This is a genomic window from Tepidibacter thalassicus DSM 15285 (assembly GCF_900129915.1).
GTDB lineage: Bacteria > Bacillota > Clostridia > Peptostreptococcales > Peptostreptococcaceae > Tepidibacter > Tepidibacter thalassicus.
This window is the reverse complement of sequence record NZ_FQXH01000021.1, coordinates 1-19,474: the sequence shown is the minus strand read 5'-3', so window position 1 is coordinate 19,474 and position 19,474 is coordinate 1. Positions and strand designations below refer to the sequence as shown.

At 28.7% G+C, this 19,474-nt stretch carries 18 protein-coding genes, 1 pseudogene and 1 riboswitch; of the genes and pseudogenes, 16 read left to right on the top strand and 3 right to left on the bottom strand.

The features are described from left to right. Positions 1 to 2: 2 nt before the first annotated feature. Positions 3 to 677 carry a response regulator transcription factor gene (locus BUA19_RS08765; RefSeq protein WP_072725699.1) on the top strand — a complete coding sequence of 225 codons (675 nt, stop codon included), beginning with the start codon at positions 3 to 5 and terminating at the stop codon, positions 675 to 677. Between the two features lie 46 nt (positions 678 to 723). Here BUA19_RS08765 and BUA19_RS08760 read toward each other — a convergent pair whose 3' ends face one another. Then, positions 724 to 1,224 (bottom strand): transglycosylase SLT domain-containing protein, encoded by a 501-nt coding sequence (locus BUA19_RS08760; RefSeq protein ID WP_072725697.1) that lies wholly within the window; start codon positions 1,222 to 1,224, stop codon positions 724 to 726. A gap of 278 nt (positions 1,225 to 1,502) precedes the next feature. On the opposite strand from BUA19_RS08760, the gene BUA19_RS08755 reads away from it, so the two are divergent. Further along, on the top strand, positions 1,503 to 1,862 hold the full coding sequence (locus BUA19_RS08755) for a response regulator (RefSeq protein ID WP_072725695.1): 360 nt from the start codon (positions 1,503 to 1,505) through the stop codon (positions 1,860 to 1,862). A 39-nt stretch (positions 1,863 to 1,901) separates the two neighbouring features. Here the strand turns inward: BUA19_RS08755 and cobT are convergent, their stop codons facing one another. Continuing rightward, a complete protein-coding gene (gene cobT, locus BUA19_RS08750) occupies positions 1,902 to 2,963 on the bottom strand; it encodes a nicotinate-nucleotide--dimethylbenzimidazole phosphoribosyltransferase (RefSeq protein WP_072725693.1) in 1,062 nt (353 codons plus the stop codon). Positions 2,964 to 3,098: 135 nt separating this feature from the next. Between cobT and BUA19_RS08745 the strand changes: the two genes are divergently transcribed. The 14 genes and pseudogenes from BUA19_RS08745 (at position 3,099) to BUA19_RS08675 (ending at position 19,168) form a co-directional block, all read left to right on the top strand. Then, positions 3,099 to 3,977: a DNA-3-methyladenine glycosylase family protein gene (locus BUA19_RS08745; RefSeq protein WP_072725691.1), complete on the top strand. Its 879-nt coding sequence runs from the start codon at positions 3,099 to 3,101 to the stop codon at positions 3,975 to 3,977. 3 nt (positions 3,978 to 3,980) lie between these two features. Next, on the top strand, positions 3,981 to 5,471 hold the full coding sequence (gene cls, locus BUA19_RS08740; protein WP_084602017.1) for a cardiolipin synthase: 1,491 nt from the start codon (positions 3,981 to 3,983) through the stop codon (positions 5,469 to 5,471). 274 nt (positions 5,472 to 5,745) lie between these two features. Next, positions 5,746 to 6,030, top strand: a complete 285-nt coding sequence (groES, locus tag BUA19_RS08735; RefSeq protein ID WP_072725689.1) for a co-chaperone GroES — start codon at positions 5,746 to 5,748, stop codon at positions 6,028 to 6,030. Positions 6,031 to 6,062: 32 nt separating this feature from the next. Continuing rightward, the gene (groL, locus tag BUA19_RS08730; RefSeq protein WP_072725687.1) at positions 6,063 to 7,691 is read left to right on the top strand and encodes a chaperonin GroEL; all 1,629 of its coding nucleotides are present in this window, start codon (positions 6,063 to 6,065) and stop codon (positions 7,689 to 7,691) included. Positions 7,692 to 7,948: 257 nt separating this feature from the next. Beyond that, positions 7,949 to 8,698, top strand: a complete 750-nt coding sequence (gene larB / locus BUA19_RS08725; RefSeq protein WP_072725685.1) for a nickel pincer cofactor biosynthesis protein LarB — start codon at positions 7,949 to 7,951, stop codon at positions 8,696 to 8,698. Positions 8,699 to 8,727: 29 nt separating this feature from the next. Next, positions 8,728 to 9,911, top strand: a pseudogene (gene larC / locus BUA19_RS11955) (nickel pincer cofactor biosynthesis protein LarC). Positions 9,912 to 9,976: 65 nt separating this feature from the next. Continuing rightward, a riboswitch (purine riboswitch) is annotated at positions 9,977 to 10,078 on the top strand. Between the two features lie 208 nt (positions 10,079 to 10,286). After that, positions 10,287 to 11,750: an IMP dehydrogenase gene (gene guaB, locus BUA19_RS08710; RefSeq protein ID WP_072725681.1), complete on the top strand. Its 1,464-nt coding sequence runs from the start codon at positions 10,287 to 10,289 to the stop codon at positions 11,748 to 11,750. A gap of 1 nt (position 11,751) precedes the next feature. Then, positions 11,752 to 13,287: a glutamine-hydrolyzing GMP synthase gene (guaA, locus tag BUA19_RS08705; RefSeq protein ID WP_072725679.1), complete on the top strand. Its 1,536-nt coding sequence runs from the start codon at positions 11,752 to 11,754 to the stop codon at positions 13,285 to 13,287. 63 nt (positions 13,288 to 13,350) lie between these two features. After that, the gene (locus BUA19_RS08700) at positions 13,351 to 14,040 is read left to right on the top strand and encodes a Crp/Fnr family transcriptional regulator (protein ID WP_072725677.1); all 690 of its coding nucleotides are present in this window, start codon (positions 13,351 to 13,353) and stop codon (positions 14,038 to 14,040) included. 162 nt (positions 14,041 to 14,202) lie between these two features. Then, positions 14,203 to 15,444 (top strand): ABC transporter substrate-binding protein, encoded by a 1,242-nt coding sequence (locus BUA19_RS08695; protein ID WP_072725675.1) that lies wholly within the window; start codon positions 14,203 to 14,205, stop codon positions 15,442 to 15,444. Positions 15,445 to 15,446: 2 nt separating this feature from the next. Then, positions 15,447 to 16,148 carry a GTP-binding protein gene (locus tag BUA19_RS08690; RefSeq protein ID WP_072725673.1) on the top strand — a complete coding sequence of 234 codons (702 nt, stop codon included), beginning with the start codon at positions 15,447 to 15,449 and terminating at the stop codon, positions 16,146 to 16,148. Positions 16,149 to 16,167: 19 nt separating this feature from the next. Then, the gene (locus tag BUA19_RS08685; RefSeq protein ID WP_207645985.1) at positions 16,168 to 17,175 is read left to right on the top strand and encodes an ATP-binding cassette domain-containing protein; all 1,008 of its coding nucleotides are present in this window, start codon (positions 16,168 to 16,170) and stop codon (positions 17,173 to 17,175) included. Beyond that, a complete protein-coding gene (gene hcp, locus BUA19_RS08680; RefSeq protein ID WP_072725670.1) occupies positions 17,172 to 18,818 on the top strand; it encodes a hydroxylamine reductase in 1,647 nt (548 codons plus the stop codon). The genes BUA19_RS08685 and hcp overlap by 4 nt, the downstream gene beginning before the upstream one ends. 23 nt (positions 18,819 to 18,841) lie before the next feature. Then, entirely contained in the window at positions 18,842 to 19,168 is a 327-nt protein-coding gene (locus BUA19_RS08675; protein WP_072725668.1) for a cupin domain-containing protein, read from the top strand. 85 nt (positions 19,169 to 19,253) lie between these two features. On the opposite strand, the gene BUA19_RS08670 is transcribed toward BUA19_RS08675, so the two are convergent. After that, positions 19,254 to 19,474, bottom strand: a 221-nt coding sequence (locus BUA19_RS08670) for a transposase (RefSeq protein WP_143145414.1), incomplete at its 5' end; no start/stop codon positions are given.

Genomic DNA, 19,474 nt, shown 5'->3' with positions numbered 1-19,474 from the left:
TTATGTTCAAAATTATGATAGTTGAAGATGATTTAAAAATAGCGCAGATTGTAAAGGAAAATTTGATAAAATGGTCTTTTGACGTTAAAGTTGTAGAAGATTTTTCTGATGTTTTAAGTGTTTTTAGTGAGTATAAACCTCATTTAATATTGATGGATATTAATCTACCTTTATATGATGGATTTTACTGGTGTTCTCAAATAAGAAAATTATCAAAGGTACCTATAATTTTTATCTCTTCTAGAAATACAAATATGGATATTATTATGGCTATTAATATGGGTGGAGATGATTTTATCAATAAACCTTTTTCAATAGATGTTTTGGTTGCAAAAATTAATGCTGTACTGAGAAGGACGTATTCTTATATGGATGTAGAAAGTGATATTGTCGAGTATAAGGATGTTTTTTTAAATATAAAGGATAATTGTATTTTATATAAAGGTAGACAAATTGAACTTACTAGAAATGAATTTAAAATTATATATATATTAATGAAAAATGCAGGTAGTGTTGTGAGTAGAGAAAAGATTATGAGGAGTTTATGGGAAGATGAAAGTTTTGTAGATGATAATACATTAACTGTAAATATTAATAGGCTTAGAAAGAAGCTTGAAGAAATAGGGATTGAGGGTTTTATTAAAACTAAAAAAGGTCAAGGGTATGTTATATTATAGTAAATAAAAATACTCGATTATTGAAATAATCGAGTATTAAATGTTTTTATAAGCTTCCTATATAAAAAAGTCTGTACATTCTTATTGCTTTTTTTATTGTTTTGATATGTCTTTTTTTTATGTTTTCTTCGTATTTATAACCGTATTTTTCATGGCGTTCAATCCATCCTCTGATTATATAATCTGTATTATTGTTTTGTTTTTTTAATTCTCCTAAGTACCAAGTACCTAATTTTATATTAGTTGAAACATCTTTTAATTGTTCGGGTTTGAAATTTTCAATACCCATTTTTTTGGCCCAATCCATGGCTGTTTCTTCTCTTATTTCCATAACACCACTTTTTTCGCCTTTTATATAATTGAGTTCTCTGAAGCCACTTGTTGATTTTATAATTCCCGCTACTAAATATGGATCTATATTATATTCTTTTGAATATTTTTTGATATCTTCTTTAAATTTTAGTGGGTATATTGTTCTTCCTAAAAAAACTGTTCCTATTATAACAATCAATATCATAGGAATTATAATTGGTAATACTTTTTTCATATTTTTAACCTCCTTGTGTATTGTATTTAATTATTAAACTTTATATAAAGATGATAACAATTATATAAATTATTAGCCATTTATGTATCTTACATTTTAAATATTAATCTTACAATTATGTAAGGTTAATAAAAAAATGATTCTATATTGTAGTAATATATAATATATTGTAATATAATTTAATTTATTTATAGATTATATTAATTAAAGCTTAGATTGAAGTTTGGTGAAAAAAATGGTAAAATAGTTCTAGTGAGAGGTAGGGAAGGTGTGAAACGATGAAGATATTAATTGTAGATGATGCTACTTTTATGAGGAATTTTTTAATTGATAATATAAAGAAGATTGGATATGAAGTTGTAGGAGAAGCATGTGACGGAAAAGAAGCCGTTGAGAGATATATAGAGTTAAATCCTGATTTAGTTACAATGGATATAACTATGCCTAAAATGAATGGAATAGATGCATTGAAAGAGATAAAAAAAATAGACAAAGAAGCAAAGGTGGTAATGATATCTGATATAGGGCAACATGATAAAATCATAGAAGCTATTAAAAATGGAGCTACTGATTTTATAATAAAGCCAGTTCATCCAGATAGATTAAGAGATTCATTAAAAAAAGCACTTGCACAATAAAAACCTATCGAAACTCAAAAAAGTCAATTTAAAAGTCTTCTAAGGAAGACTTTTTTTAATACTCATAACAGCTTCTTCTCTTGTAATCATGTTTTTATACATGAAATTAGCTGATTCTATTATATTAAAAGCAAGTACAGCACCTGAACCTTCTCCAAGTCTCATATTCATGTAAAGCATTGGTTCGAGACCAAGTAGTTGTAGTGCTTTATCAGAAGCAATTTCTTTTGAAAAGTGAGAAGGGATCATATATTCTTTTGTCAATTTATTGAGATTATAAGCTATTAGTGCTGAAGCGTAAGAAATAAATCCATCTATAACAACGGGAACCCTGTTTGCACTTGCGCCTAATATTACTCCTGCCATGGCTCCTATTTCAAATCCACCGACTTTAGATAAGACATCTATTGCGTCGTTTTTATCGGGATTATTAATTTTGATTGCTTTTTTTATAACGTTTGCTTTTTTAAAAATACCTTTACTATTTAAACCAGAACCCATACCTGTTACTTCAATTGGATCGAAGTTTCCAAATACAGAAATAATTGCACTAGTTGCAGTAGTATTTCCAATTCCCATTTCTCCAATTCCTAAAATATTATAACCATCTTTTATTAGATTTTGAGAAATTTTAATGCCTATTTCTAGAGATTTAATAGCTTCATCTCTTGTCATAGCAGGACCTTTAGTCATATTAGAAGTTCCTTTTCTTATTTTGTAATCTAAAACTCCTTCGAGTTTTTCGTTACAGTTTATACCAACATCTACGGCTATTACTTTGACATTTGCAAATGTTGCTAAAGTTCCTACCCCGTTTAAGCCTTTTGTAAAATTTGGGATTTGGAGTTTGGTTAAAATTTGAGGATCAGGAGCAATACCTTCTTCATAAACGCCATGATCTGCAGCAAATGCAATTAGAGCTTTTTTTGAAATATCGAAATTTATATTTTTGTATATACCAGATAATTGAATACATATATCTTCTAGTTTTCCAAGACTTCCTGTAGGTTTGAAAAGACTATCTAGTCTTTTTTTAGTTTTATCCATATAATTTTTGTCGAGTTCAGATATGGAATTAATAGTTTTTTGTAAGAGATTCATCAATATATCCTCCTTTATGATATAAAAACTAGTAAAACTATTAATATTATTCTATGATTTTAAAGGAACTCCTTTTTAAAATAAATGTTTTTTGGGTAAATTAATAAGATAAATGAAATAGAAAGGGTGGAAATTATGAAAATATATGAAGAAAAAAATAGAGTTGTAGTGGAAAATATGAAAGATTTTGAACCAAAACATATATTTGAATGTGGACAATGTTTTAGATGGAATTTAGAGGATGACAATTCTTATACAGGAGTAGTTTTTGGTAAAATATTAAATATAAAAAAAGAAGATGATATTATATATTTTAACAATACAAATTTAAATGAATTTCATAATATATGGTATAAGTACTTTGATTTAGAAAGAGATTATACTAATATAAAAAATAAATTAAAAAAAATTGATAATTATTTGGAAAAAGCTGTAGAATTTGGAGGAGGAATAAGAATATTAAATCAAGATGAATGGGAGATATTAATATCTTTTATAATATCTGCCAATAATAGAATTCCTATGATAAAAAAGGCAATAGAAAATTTATCTAAAAATTATGGTGAATATATAGGAGAGTTTAGGGATAAAAAATATTATTCTTTTCCGTCGCCTAAAAAAATGAATTCTTTATCAGAAGATGAAATAAGAAAATGTGGTACTGGATTTAGAGCAAAATATATAAAAGATGCAAGCTTTATAGTATATAGACAAAACTGTGATATATATAAATATAAAAATTTAGATACAGATATGTGCAGAAAAGAACTTCTACAATTTTGTGGAGTAGGGCCTAAAGTAGCAGATTGTGTAATGTTATTTTCAATGCAAAAGTACGATACATTTCCAGTTGATGTATGGGTAAAAAGAGTTATGGAGGAATTTTATTTAGAAGAAAGTTTAAGTTTAAATAAAATAAGAAATTATGGAATAAGCAAATTTGGAAAACTTTCGGGTTTTGCTCAACAGTATTTATTTTATTATGCAAGAGAGCTTGGTATAGGTAAAAAATAGGAGGTGGTACATATTGTAGATTCTTTATTATGGGTATTTGGTATAGTATTTACAATATCTGCGGTGTTTGCATCTGTAGTTATATTCTTAGAAAATAGAGATCCATCTAAAACAATAGCATGGCTTTTGCTTTTTGTATTATTTCCATTAGGAGGATTTGTCATATATCTTTTTTTTGGCCAAAATATAAGAAAAAAGAAAATATTTAAAACTCAAAAAATATTTTCAGAAATAAAGTCTACTAGATTATTTAAAAGTTTAGAGGAATTTGAAAATTTGATTTCTATAGAAAAACAAGCTATAATTGAAAATTTAATTTTTACAGATTTAGGAATGGAGAATAAAAAAAGGGTAATTAATCTTTTGTTAAATACAGGGAGAGCTCCTTTTACTTTGAACAATAAAGTAGAAATATTTACAAATGGAGATGAAAAGTTCAATCAATTATTAAAGGATTTAAAGAATGCTAAGCATCATATTCATATGGAATACTATATAATAAAAGATAGTGATATAGGAAATAAAATAAAAGACGTATTAATCCAAAAATCTAAAGAAGGTATAAAAATTAGAATTTTATATGATGATGTAGGTTGTTGGAGACTTTGGTTTAAGAGAAGTTTTTTTAATGAAATGAAAAAAGCCAATATAGAGATATATCCATTTTTACCTTCCTATTTTCCTTTTTTTAATAGGAAAGTTAATTATAGAAATCATAGAAAAATAGTAGTTATAGATGGGAAAATAGGATATACTGGAGGAATAAATATAGGTGATGAATATCTAGGAAAAAATAAAAAATTTGGATTTTGGAGAGATACACATATGAAAATAGAAGGAGAAGCGGTTTATATGCTTCAACTTACATTTTTACTAGATTGGTATTTTGCTTCTAATAAAAGAGTTTTTGATGAAAAATATTTTCCTTCTATTTCTTATAAAGGAGATAGCATAGTTCAAATAGTTGCAAGTGGACCAGATTCAGATTGGGAAGCAATACATCAAGCTTATTTTACAGCTATATCTCAGGCTAAAAAGAGAATTTATATACAAACTCCATATTTTATTCCAGATGAAAGTATATTAATGGCTTTAAAAACAGCAGCTTTAAGTGGAACTGATGTGAGAATTATATTTCCTTCAATACCTGACCATAGGATAGTTTATTCTGCTTCATTATCTTATTTTAAAGATATATTAAAAAGTGGGGGAAGGGTATATTTATATAAAAAGGGATTTATACATTCTAAAGTACTGTTAATAGATGATGATATAGCTTCGGTTGGAACTGCAAATATGGATTTAAGGAGTTTTATGATAAATTTTGAAATAAATGGATTTATATACGATAAAAAAGTTATAAAGAGGTTAGAAGAGGATTTTATGCAGGATATTAAAGATAGTGAGGAAATTGATTATTATAAATATATAAATAGATCTATGATACAAAAAATAAAAGAATCAGCAGCAAGACTTTTTTCTCCTATATTATAAAATTATTCAAACAAATGCTTGAATATTACATCAATATTCAAGCAATTTATTTAAAAATGTTTAAAATAGTAAAAATAAAAGAAAATGAAAGGAATTTGAAGAAAATAAAGGATAATCTTTAAAAATGAGCAAAAATTAGTTGTAAAAACTCTTGAAAATTAAAAAAATTTTATATAGTATTATAAGTGTGATTAGCACTCGGTTAAAGTGAGTGCTAATATTGAATGAGAAATTAATTATTTAATTATTTAAATAAATTAGAGGAGGGGTAACAATGAAAATAAAACCACTAGCAGACAGAGTAGTTATAAAAAAATTAGAAGCTGAAGAAAAAACTAAAAGTGGTATAGTTTTACCAGGAAGTGCTAAAGAGCAGCCACAAATAGCGGAAGTTGTTGAAGTAGGTCCAGGTGGAATTGTAGATGGAAAAGAAGTAAAAATGGAAGTAAAAGTTAAAGATAAAGTAATATTTTCAAAATATGCTGGAACTGAAGTTAAGATAGACGGTGAAGAATATACAATATTAAGACAAAGTGATATATTAGCAGTTGTAGAATAGAGTAAAAAAATACATAATTAGGAGGGGTTGTAATGGCTAAAGAAATTAGATTTTCTGAAGAAGCTAGACGTGCTTTAGAAGTTGGGGTTAATAAACTTGCAGATGCAGTAAAAGTTACTCTTGGTCCAAAAGGAAGAAATGTTATTTTAGATAAAAAGTTTGGTTCACCACTTATAACAAATGATGGTGTAACTATAGCTAAAGAAATAGAACTTGAAGATCCATATGAAAATATGGGGGCTCAACTTGTTAAAGAAGTAGCTACTAAAACTAATGATGTAGCAGGAGATGGTACAACAACTGCTACAGTTTTAGCTCAAGCTATAATAAGAGAAGGACTTAAAAATGTAGCAGCTGGATCTAATCCAATACTTCTTAGAAAGGGAATTCAAAAAGCAGTTGATGTTGCTGTTGAAGAATTAAAGAAAGTATCTAGACAAATTGAAAATAAAGATTCTATAGCTCAAGTTGCAGCTATTTCTGCAGGAGATGAAGAAGTTGGTAAATTAATAGCTGATGCTATGGAGAAAGTAGGAAAAGATGGAGTTATAACTGTTGAAGAATCTAAAACAATGGCTACTGAACTTGATGCTGTTGAAGGTATGCAATTTGATAGAGGATACCTTTCTCCATATATGGTAACTGATGCAGAGAAAATGGAAGCTGTTTTAGAAGAACCATATATATTAATTACAGATAAGAAAATATCTAACATTCAAGAAATACTTCCTATACTTGAGCAAATAGTTCAACAAGGAAAGAAACTTTTAATTATTGCTGAAGATGTAGAAGGAGAAGCTTTAGCTACGTTAGTAGTTAATAAGTTAAGAGGAACATTTGAAGTTGTTGCGGTTAAAGCTCCAGGATTTGGAGATAGAAGAAAAGCAATGCTTCAAGATATAGCAATATTAACTGGTGGACAGGTAATCTCTGAAGAATTAGGACTTGATTTAAAAGAAGCTGATTTAAGTATGCTTGGTAGAGCATCTACTGTAAAAGTTACAAAAGAACATACTACAATAGTAGATGGTGCTGGAAGTGAACAAGAAATTAAAGATAGAGTAAATCAAATAAAAGCTCAAATAGAAGAAACTACTTCAGAATTTGATAAAGAAAAATTACAAGAAAGACTTGCAAAACTTGCTGGTGGTGTAGCAGTAATCAAAGTAGGAGCAGTTACAGAAACTGAATTAAAAGAAAGAAAATTAAGAATAGAAGATGCATTAAATGCTACAAGAGCTGCTGTTGAAGAAGGTATAGTAGCTGGTGGAGGTACTGCACTTGTTAGTGTAATTCCTGTAGTTGAAAAATTAATAGAATCTCTTGAAGGAGAAGAAAAAGTTGGTGCTAAGATAGTAAGAAAAGCCCTTGAAGAACCATTAAAGCAAATAGCTGTAAACTGTGGACTTGAAGGTGCAGTTATAGTTGAAAAAGTTAAGAATTCTGAAGTTGAAGTTGGATTTGATGCGTTAAATGAAAAATACGTAAATATGATAGAAGCTGGAATTGTTGACCCAACTAAAGTTACAAGATCAGCTCTTCAAAATGCAGCATCAGTAGCTTCTGTATTCTTAACAACTGAAGCCGCTGTTGTTGAACTTCCAGAAAAAGAAGCTCCAGCAATGCCAGGAGGAATGGGTGGCGGAATGCCAATGATGTAATAAATACTTTTGTTAAAAAGCCGTTTAAAGCCAAAAAGGTTTTAGACGGCTTTTAACTTTAGAGAAAAAATTGTCATTAAAAGTTATATTAGGGTCTTTTAAATTAAGTAGATTTAGTATAAAATTATTATGAGACATGAGAAATCACTACTTTTATGATTTTTTTGAGGTGATTAAATTATAACTGAGTGATTCTCTCTTGTCTTGTTTTTTTATATAAAAAATTAGTGTTAGTTCACATTAATGAGGTGAAATAAATGGATGTTGATTTTTTAAAAAATATTTTAGAAGGCGTTAAAATGGGAAATATAGAAATAGAAGATGCTCTTAAAGAATTGAAGATTCTTCCCTTTGAAGATTTAGGGTATGCAAAAATAGATCATCATAGAAGTATTAGAAATGGATATCCCGAAGTTATATATTGTGAAGGTAAAACTGATGAACATATACTAGGTATAATAGAAAAAATGAGTCAAAAAAATTGTAATATATTAGGAACAAGAGTAAAAAAAGAAACTTATGAAAAAATAAAAAAAATATATCCTAATTGTAAGTATGAAGAATTGGGAAGGATTATAAAAATTCAAAATAAACCTATAGAAAATATAGGAAAGGGAAATATTGTTGTAGTTACAGGAGGAACTTCGGATATTCCTGTAGCAGAAGAAGCTTATCATACAGCACATTTTTTGGGGAATAATGTGAAAAAATTATATGATGTAGGGGTTGCTGGTATACATAGACTTTTAAATAATAAAGAATTATTATTTGATGCAAGGGTAATAATAGCTGTAGCAGGAATGGAAGGAGCACTTGCAAGTGTTGTAGGGGGATTAGTTGATGTTCCTGTAATTGCAGTTCCTACATCAGTAGGATATGGAGCTAATTTTAATGGACTTTCGGCATTGCTCACTATGTTAAATAGTTGTGCTTCTGGAATATCTGTTGTAAATATAGATAATGGATTTGGAGCAGGATATCTTGCTAGTATGATAAATAAGTTATAATTTTAACGTGATTATATGAGGAGGAAAAAATGGAAAAGATACTTTATTTTGATTGCATATCTGGGATTTCTGGAGATATGACGTTAGCTGCACTTCTTGATTTAGGACTTGATAGAGATAAATTTTTAAATGAGCTTTCAAAACTCAATATAGATGATGAATATGAAATTAAAATAGAAGATAAAAAAGAAAATGGAATACAGGGAACTGATGTAAATGTAATTTTGAAGAATAGTAATCATCACCATAGACACTTAGATGATATATACAAAATAATAGAAACTTCCAATATAAGAGAAAATGCAAAGAAGTTAGCAAAAGATATATTTATGGAAGTTGCCATGGCAGAAGCAAAGGTTCATGGAACTACTATTGATAAAGTTCATTTTCATGAAGTAGGAGCGACAGATTCTATAGTAGATATAGTAGGAACTGCGATACTTATAGATATGTTAGATGTAGATAAAATATATTCTTCAATAATACCTATTGGTAGTGGATTTGTAAAGTGTGACCATGGAATTATGCCGGTTCCGGCTCCAGCTACACTTGAAATTTTGAAAGGAGCAAAAATTAAATTAAATAATATAAAAGGAGAAATTACAACACCTACAGGAGCTGCTATAGTTAAATCTTTAAGTGATGATTTTTTAGAAGAGTATGAATTTGAGATAGAGAAAATAGGATATGGAATGGGTAAAAAGAAATTTGACATTCCAAATATGTTGAGGGTTATTGTAGGGGTAAAAAAAAAGACGATGTGGTTTACGAAATAAATGCTAATATAGATGATATGAATTCAGAAATATATTCTTATATATATGAACAAATACTAAAAATGGGAGCATTAGATGTATATACTCAAAGTATATATATGAAAAAAAATAGACCTGCTGTAAAACTTTCTGTAATTTGTGAAGAAGAAAAATTAGATGAAATAGTGGAATTTATATTAAAGGAAACTACAACACTTGGAATTAGGTATAGTAAATTTTCAAGAAAAACACTTGATAGAAAAATGGTTAAAATAAAAACAAAATATGGTAATATTTCAATTAAATTTGCATATTATAAAAGTAAAATATTAAAATATTCACCTGAATATGAGGAATGCAAGGTTATAGCTGAAAATTTTAATATACCTTTGAAAGTTGTATACGAAGATATAACGTGTACTGTAAATAAGTACTTAGAAAGTTTCAATAAAAAATAGTGAAATTTTTTATTTGTATGAAAAATTATTGACAATAAAAAAATTTTTTGATACATTATATAGCATAAGTTAGAAAAAAATTCGCTCATATATCCTCGGTAATAGGGACCGAGAGTATCTACCGGGAAACCGTAAATTTCCTGACTATGAGTGAAATTATTATAGGTTATATTTATTTAAAAAAAGTGGGCTTGTAGGCTGAGAGTATCCCTATGGGTTTGCTTAATTAAATAAATATACAGTATACGAGAACCTATGTAATAATTTCGCTCTGTTTTAGAAATTATTACATAGGTTCTTGTTTTTTTATACATTAAACCAGAAATTTGAATATTTGTTTTAATTTTGAATTGATAAAATAGTAGGAGGGTTTCGATGGGAAAAATATTAAAAGAAGGATTAACTTTTGATGATGTATTATTAATTCCTCAAAAATCTAATGTATTGCCAAAAGATGTGGATACTTCAACTTATTTAACTAAGAAAATAAAATTAAATATACCTTTGATGAGTGCTGGGATGGATACTGTAACAGAGGCTAAAATGGCAATAGCCATGGCAAGAGAGGGCGGTATAGGAATAATACACAAAAATATGACAATAGAGCAGCAGTGTTTTGAGGTAGATAAAGTTAAAAGAAGTGAAAATGGAGTAATAATAGATCCTTTTTATTTAAGTAAAGAGCATACTATAGCTGATGCTGATGAACTTATGGGAAGATATAAGATATCTGGAGTTCCTATTGTAGATGATGATAAAAAATTAATAGGGATAATTACAAATAGAGATATAAGGTTTGAAGAGGATTTTTCAAAAAAAATAAAGGAAGTAATGACAAAAGAAAATTTAATAGTAGCAAAAGAAGGAATAACTTTAAAAGAAGCACAAAATATACTTAGAAAAAATAAAATAGAAAAACTTCCTTTAGTAGATGAAAATAGAGTTTTAAAAGGACTTATAACTATAAAAGATATAGAAAAGAAAATACAATATCCAAATTCAGCAAAAGACTTTAGAGGTAGACTTCTATGTGGAGCAGCAGTAGGAATAACTGCTGATATGATGGATAGAGTAGATGCTTTAGTTAAAGCAAATGTTGATGTAGTAGTATTAGATACTGCTCATGGACATTCTAAGGGAGTAATTGATGGAGTTAGAAAAATAAAAGAAAAATATCCAGAACTTCAAGTTATAGCTGGAAATGTTGCAACTTATGAAGCTACTGAGGAGTTAATACAAGCAGGTGCTGATTGTATTAAAGTGGGAATAGGACCAGGTTCAATTTGTACTACAAGAGTTGTAGCTGGGATTGGAGTTCCTCAAATTAGTGCAATTATGGATTGTTATGAAGCAGCTAAAAAATATGATATACCTATTATTGCAGATGGAGGAATTAAATATTCAGGAGATATAGTTAAAGCAATTGCAGCTGGAGGATCTGTAGTTATGATGGGTTCGATGTTTGCAGGATGTGAGGAAAGTCCAGGAGAGAGAGTAATATATAAAGGTAGAGCTTTTAAAACTTATAGAGGAATGGGATCTATTGGAGCCATGGAAAAGGGTTCAAAGGATAGATATTTTCAAGCAGAATCTAAAAAATTAGTTCCAGAAGGTGTAGAAGGAATGGTTCCTTATAAAGGTAAAGTGGAAGATATAATATATCAATTGATAGGTGGACTTAGAGCTGGAATGGGATATTGTGGAACACAAACTATAGAGGATTTAATTGAAAATGGTAAGTTTATAAAAATAACTGGAGCTGGACTTAAAGAAAGTCATCCTCATGATATAACAATTACTAAAGAAGCTCCAAATTATAGTGCGCAAGGAGAGAATTAATATGGAAAAAGAGTTAGTTTTAGTTGTCGATTTTGGAGGACAATATAATCAGCTTATAGCTAGAAGGGTTAGAGAGTGTAATGTATATTGTGAAGTTGTTCCGTATACATTTTCAATAGAAAAAATAAAAGAAAAGAATCCTAAAGGAATAATATTTACAGGAGGGCCTTCAAGTGTATATCAAGAAGGAGCTCCAAGAGTTTCAAAGGAAATATTTAATATGAATATACCTATTCTTGGCATATGTTATGGAGCTCAACTCATGGCTTATATGTTAGGTGGGAATGTAAAAAGGGGAAATAAAAGAGAGTACGGAAAAACTGAAATAAACTATGAAGATAGTCTTTTGTTTAAGGGAATTGAAAAGAAAAATATAACTTGGATGAGTCATACTGATTTGATAGATAAACTTCCAAATGGATTTAAGGCGAGTGCTTTCACAAGAGATTGTCCGATAGCTGCCATGGAAGATGAAAATAAAAAATTATATGGAGTACAATTTCATCCAGAAGTTGAACATTCAATAGAAGGATTTAAAGTAATTAAAAATTTTTTATATGAAGTATGTAAATTGAGTGGTAGTTGGAATATGGATTCTTTTATAGAGCAAAAAATTAAAGAAATAAAAGAAAAAGTTGGGGATAAAAAAGTTTTATGTGCATTAAGTGGAGGAGTAGATAGTTCAGTTGCAGCAGTGCTTGTTCATAAAGCAGTAGGGGACAACCTTACTTGTATATTTGTAGATCATGGCCTTCTTAGAAAAAATGAGGGAGATGAAGTTGAAAGAATATTTAAGAAAGAATTTAGCATGAATTTAATAAGAGTAAATGCTCAAGATAGATTTTTAAATAAATTAAAAGGAGTATCAGAACCTGAAAATAAAAGAAAAATAATAGGTGAAGAATTTATAAGGGTATTTGAAGAAGAATCTAATAAATTGGGTAAAATAGATTTTTTAGTTCAAGGAACTATATATCCAGATATAATAGAAAGTGGAGCAGGAGATAGTGGTGCTTCTACTATTAAATCACATCACAATGTTGGAGGAATACCTGAAGATATAGAATTTGAAATAATGGAACCTTTGAGGGAATTATTTAAAGACGAAGTGAGAAAATTAGGATTAGAGCTTGGAATACCTAAAAATCTTATATTTAGACATCCATTTCCAGGGCCAGGACTTGGAATTAGAGTAATAGGTGAGGTTACTAAAGAGAAACTCGATATATTGAGAGAAGCAGATGCTATATATATTGAAGAATTAAAAAATAGTGGACTTTACGATAAAATATGGCAGGCATTTGCAACGCTTCCAGATGTAAAAACAGTAGGTGTAATGGGGGATGAGAGAACTTATGCTTATTTAGTTGGATTAAGAGCTGTAACTTCTTCTGATGGAATGACATCGGATTGGTACAAAATGCCTTATGATGTACTTGAAAAAATTTCAAATAGAATAGTGAATGAAGTTGATGGAGTTAATAGAGTAGTTTACGATATAACTAGTAAACCTCCGGGAACTATAGAATGGGAGTAGTATATTAATTTGTAGTAAAAGTGTGATATAATATAAGAATCACTATACATTAGGGGAGAGTTCATGTATACTAAATGGCTAAATAAGCTTAAAAATGTCAAACTTTTTGAAAATATTGAATTAGATGAGTTAAATAGAATGTTAATTTGTTTAAAACCCAAAATAGCATATTATAAAAAAAAGGAGTATATAACTATAGCGGAAAATGAGTTCACTGGAATAGGGATTGTAATTCAAGGAGAAGTAGTTGTTACAAAAGAAAATGCAGCCGGCGATAGAGTTATTATGGCTAAATTGAAAGAGAATAGCATATTTGGTGAGGTAATTGCTTTTTCTAATGATGATAAGTGGCCTGTTACAGTTATTGCATCTACAGACTGCATAGTATTGTTTTTTACTCCAAATAAAATATTAGGTAATTGTCCTAAAATGTGTATTGGGCATAAATTATTAATTCAAAACATGTTAAAAATAGTTTCGCAAAAGGCACTTGAACTTAATAGGAAAATAGAATATTTATCAATGAAAAGCATAAGGAGTAAAATAAGTGCATATTTATTAGAACAGTATAGTATCGTTGGAAGAAATAAATTTACAGTACCTTTAAAAAGACATGAATTAGCTGAATTTTTAAATGTATCTAGACCATCATTGTCCAGAGAAATTATAAAAATGAAAGAAGAAGGTATTATTGATTTTTACAAATCTTCATTTGAGATTATTGATGTTGATTTGTTAAAATCGAATGTATAATTAAAATGGTTATACAAGTATACTTAAAATACTTGTATAACCATTTTTTTTGAAAAAATTTTTTGTGTAACATAGGATACGGAAATGAAAAAATGCAAATGATATAATAAGTGTAACAAAAGAAAAAATTACTAAATTATGAGTAATTTATGAGGTGGAAAAATGGATAAAAGATATTTTGATATAAAAGATACATTGTTTGATATTACTGAAAAATACAAAGAAGCAATTGATTTGTTGGTTTCAGTAGGTTTTGAAAATATAAAAGATGAAAATCAAAGAAAAACAATTGGAAAAACAATTACATTAGAAACAGCTTTAAAAATGAAAAAAATAAATATAGATACTTTTACAAAACAATTAATAAATATTATTGAAGATAAGCAAAATAATGTGGATAAGGTATCTGAAGTAAATCAAATAGCACAAAATGCAGATGTGAAAATTGAAGGTATATTGCCATGTCCTGTAAGAGTGCCGTTGATGGAAGCTTTTCAAGATTGGTTGGAAAATAATAAAGAGAAGTTAAATGTGACTATAGGTTATGAATTAAAAGCCGCATCTATGGGGGTAGATTGGCTGAAAGAATCTTTAGAAAAAACAAAATCAGTAGATGTATTACCAGATATATTTATATCAGCAGGATTTGACTTATTTTTTGATAAAAATTTAATTGGTAAATATAAGTCAGAAGGTGTATTTGAAGATATTACAGAAATAGAGCATTACAATAGAGATTTTGAAAATGATTATATAAATCTAAAAGATCCAGATAAACAGTATTCAATGATAGGAGTTGTACCGGCAGTATTTTTAGTGAATACAGAGGAATTAAAAGGACTGAAAATGCCTTCAAGTTGGGAAGATATATTAAGTGAAGAATTTGAAAATAAAGTGAGTTTACCAATAGGAGATTTTGATTTGTTTAATGCCATATTATTAAATATTTATAAAAAATACGGTGAAGAAGGAGTAAAAAAATTGGGTAAAAGCTTGCTAAAAAGTATGCACCCATCGGAGATGGTTAAATCTCATATTAGAAAAACAGAAAAACCAGTTGTTACAATAATGCCGTATTTTTTCACGAGAATGATAAAGAGAGAAGGACCCATGAAAGCTATATGGCCAAAAGACGGTGCGATTATTAGTCCGATATTTATGTTGAGTAAAAAAGAGAAAAAGGAAAAATTAAAACCAATTGTAGATTTTTTTGCTTCAAAAAAAGTTGGAGAAATATTATCGCACAATGGGAAGTTTCCAAGTGTAAATCCCGATGTGGATAATATGATTTCTAAAGATCATAAGTATATGTGGATTGGTTGGGATTATATTAAAAATAATGATATAGGAAGTTTAATAAGTAAATGTGAGAAAATCTTTAATGAAACTATTAGAGAGGTGTGATTATGAATTTAATAACAATATCGGGACCTCCTTCATCTGGAAAGACATCAGTAATATTAAAGACAATTTCTGCTCTACATCAAAGAGGGTTAAGCGTAGGTGTAGTAAAGTTTGATTGCTTATATACTGACGATGATGTTTTATATAAAAAGTCAGGAGTTCCAGTTAAAAAAGGATTATCGGGTTCTTTATGTCCAGATCATTATTTTGTGAGTAATATTGAAGAAGTTGTTCAGTGGGGAAAAAAACAAAATTTAGATGTATTGATTACAGAAAGTGCAGGACTTTGTAATCGTTGTTCGCCGTACATTAAAGATATTAAGGCAATATGCGTTATTGATAATTTAAGTGGTATTAATACACCTAAAAAAATTGGACCTATGTTAAAATCGGCAGATATTGTTGTAATAACAAAAGGGGATATTGTATCACAAGCAGAAAGAGAAGTTTTTGCTTCGAAAGTTCATTCGGTAAATCCCAAGGCGACAATAATGCATGTAAATGGATTAACAGGGCAAGGTGCATTTGAATTAAGCACACTATTATACGATGAAAAAGAAGATGTAGAAACTGTGAGAGGAAAAGAATTGAGATTTTCAATGCCTTCAGCTCTTTGTTCATACTGTTTAGGAGAGAGAAGAATTGGGGAAGATTATCAAATGGGTAATGTTAGAAAGATGAAATTGGGTGAAGAAGATGATTAGCATAAAAGATATAGAAAAAATGAAAATAAAGGAGATTGAAAGTAAATATCCATTTTCTATTTCTTTTTTTCAAAACAATAATCTTAATGTAGAAGGATATGAAGAAATTACATTTGGACAATATTTGAATCATTTTACTGAAGAGGAAATAGAGGAATGGGCAATAGATATTGAAAAATTAAAAGGCGATTTTGTAGCTTATATCAATGAGATGTTAGAATTTCTAGGAATAGTAGAAGATGATAATATAGAGTCTTTGACAATTGTAGCAGGTAAGAACAAATATGGAGAAAGAGAAAATTTTGAAACACTTACTATTCGCAAAAGTGAAATAGTATCAATTGTTGGGCCAACAGGCTCAGGGAAAAGTCGATTATTAGCTGATATTGAATGGGCTGCTAATAATGATACTCCTACTGGAAGAACTATTTTAATTAATGGAGAAATACCTGATAAAAAATGGCGTTTTTCATCTTCAAATAAATTAGTTGCACAATTATCTCAAAATATGAATTTTGTAATGGATTTAACTGTAAGAGAGTTTATAGAGTTACATGCTAAAAGTAGAATGGTTGAAAATGAAGAAGAAGTAATTATGAAAATTATTGATGCTGCTAATAATTTAGCTGGTGAACAATTTAATTTAGATACACCTATTACAAGTCTTAGTGGAGGGCAGTCTAGAGCTTTAATGATAGCAGATACAGCGATACTAAGTACATCACCGATTGTTTTAATAGATGAAATAGAAAATGCAGGAATAGATAGAAAAAAAGCTTTAAATCTTCTTGTTAATGAAGAAAAAATTGTATTAATGGCTACACATGATCCTATTTTAGCTTTAATGGCAGATAAGAGAATTGTTATAAAAAATGGTGGTATAGATAAAATTATAGAAACTAACAATGAAGAAAAAGATATGTTAGCAGAATTAGAAAAAATGGATGAAATTATAAGTACATTAAGAGCTAATTTGAGAAAAGGTGAAATATTAAAAAAAAATAAATTAGGAGGTTTTTTAAAATGAGTATGTTTTGTTATCAATGTCAAGAGGCAGCAAAGGGAACAGGTTGTACAGTTAAAGGGGTTTGTGGTAAATCAGAAGATGTTGCAAAATTACAAGATTTAATGATTTACACATTGAAAGGTATAGCATTAATTGCACAAGAATGTAAAAAAGCAGGTATTAAGTTTTCGAATGCAAATCACTTTATAATGAATGGTTTGTTTATGACTATTACAAATGCTAATTTTGATGAAGGGGCATTTATTGAAAAAATCAAAGAAGGAATAGCTTTGAGAGAAGAAATGAAAGAAGAATTAAAAAATAAAGGGATAGTACTTAATGATTTACATGATGTTGCTACATGGACAGCAGATACAGACTTTGCTATAAAGGCTAAAGCAGACTCTGTTCAAGTTGGAGTTTTAGCTACAGAAAATGAGGATATTCGTTCTCTTAGAGAATTAATAACATATGGGCTTAAAGGTATGGCAGCTTATGCAGAACATGCTTATAATCTTGGAAAAGAGAGTGAAGAAATTTATGAGTTTATTTCAAAAGCATTAGTTGCAACATTAGATGATACATTAAGTGCAGATGATTTAGTTGCTCTTACATTGGAAACAGGGAAATACGGTGTAGATGTTATGGCTATGTTAGATGCTGCTAATACAGGTGCTTATGGGAATCCAGAAATAACTGAAGTGAATATTGGAGTTAGAAATAATCCGGCTATTTTAATATCAGGTCATGACTTGAAGGATTTAGAGCAGTTATTAGAACAAACAAAGGGTACAGGAGTAGACGTTTATACGCATGGTGAGATGTTACCAGCTCATTATTACCCAGCTTTTAAAAAGTATGATCATTTTGTTGGTAATTATGGAAATGCATGGTGGAAACAAAAGGAAGAATTTGAAACATTTAATGGACCAATACTATTTACAACAAATTGTATTGTGCCACCAAAACCAGAACATATAGAAAGAATTTATACTACAGGTTCAACGGGATATCCTGGATGTAAACATATTGAAGCTGATGAAAATGGAAAAAAAGATTTTTCTGAAATAATTGAGCATGCTAAAAAATTAGATCCACCTAAAGAAATAGAAACAGGAAAAATTATTGGAGGATTTGCACATGAACAAGTTTTTGCATTAGCAGATAAAATAGTAGATGCTATAAAATCTGGTGCAATTAAAAAATTCTTTGTAATGGCTGGTTGTGATGGAAGAATGAAATCTAGATCTTATTATACTGAATTTGCGAAGAAATTACCAAAGGATACAGTTATTTTAACAGCTGGTTGTGCTAAATATCGTTATAATAAATTAGATTTAGGAGATATAGGAGGTATTCCAAGGGTACTAGATGCTGGACAATGTAATGATTCTTATTCATTAGCTGTTATTGCCCTTAAATTAAAAGAAATATTTGAGCTTAATGATATTAATGAATTGCCGATAGCATACAATATTGCATGGTATGAGCAAAAAGCAGTAATTGTACTACTTGCATTGCTTTACCTTGGTGTGAAAAATATTAAGCTTGGACCGACATTACCTGCGTTTTTATCACCAAATGTGGCAAAAGTGCTTGTTGATACTTTTGGTATTAATGGTATAAATAGTGTAGATGAAGATTTAGAACAGTTTTTAGGATAAAAAAGCAGAAGGAGTTGTATGATATGTTAGAAAAAATTTATAAGTATTCAACAGGAAATGAAAAAGCGATAGAAAAAATAATTAATGATGAAAATATTCATTTGAATCATATGATATTTAATAAAGGTGAGGGATTACCGGAACATTTTGCAAATTCTAATGTGTATATGATAGTAATAAGAGGAACATTGTCAATTCAATTGGGAGATCAAGAAGTACATGAATATGTTAAAGGAGATATACTGAACATTCCTTATAATACTAAAATGAATGTTGGAAATAAGCATGATGAAACGTTGGAGATTTTTGTTATTAAAGCACCAAATCCTAAAGATTATGTGCAGAAATAAAGTAAATAAATTAGGTTCTTTGTCAAATAGTGTTGGTAAAGAGAATCACAAAGTTAATTGTTGGCCGTTTAAAACCGAATAGGTTTTAGACGGCTTTTAACTTTAGTAAATTTTGACTTATAAGTATTCTATTCTTGAAATGAAAAAAGCTTTTGTAGCCAAATGCAATCCTTTTTATTACTTTAATTTTATTATTAATTCCTTCAATTAATCCGTTTGTATAATCACATTCAAATGTATTTTTTATATAGTCTTTATACTTTTTAATAGATTTAATAGATGTTTTCATGTAATCAGATATATCTG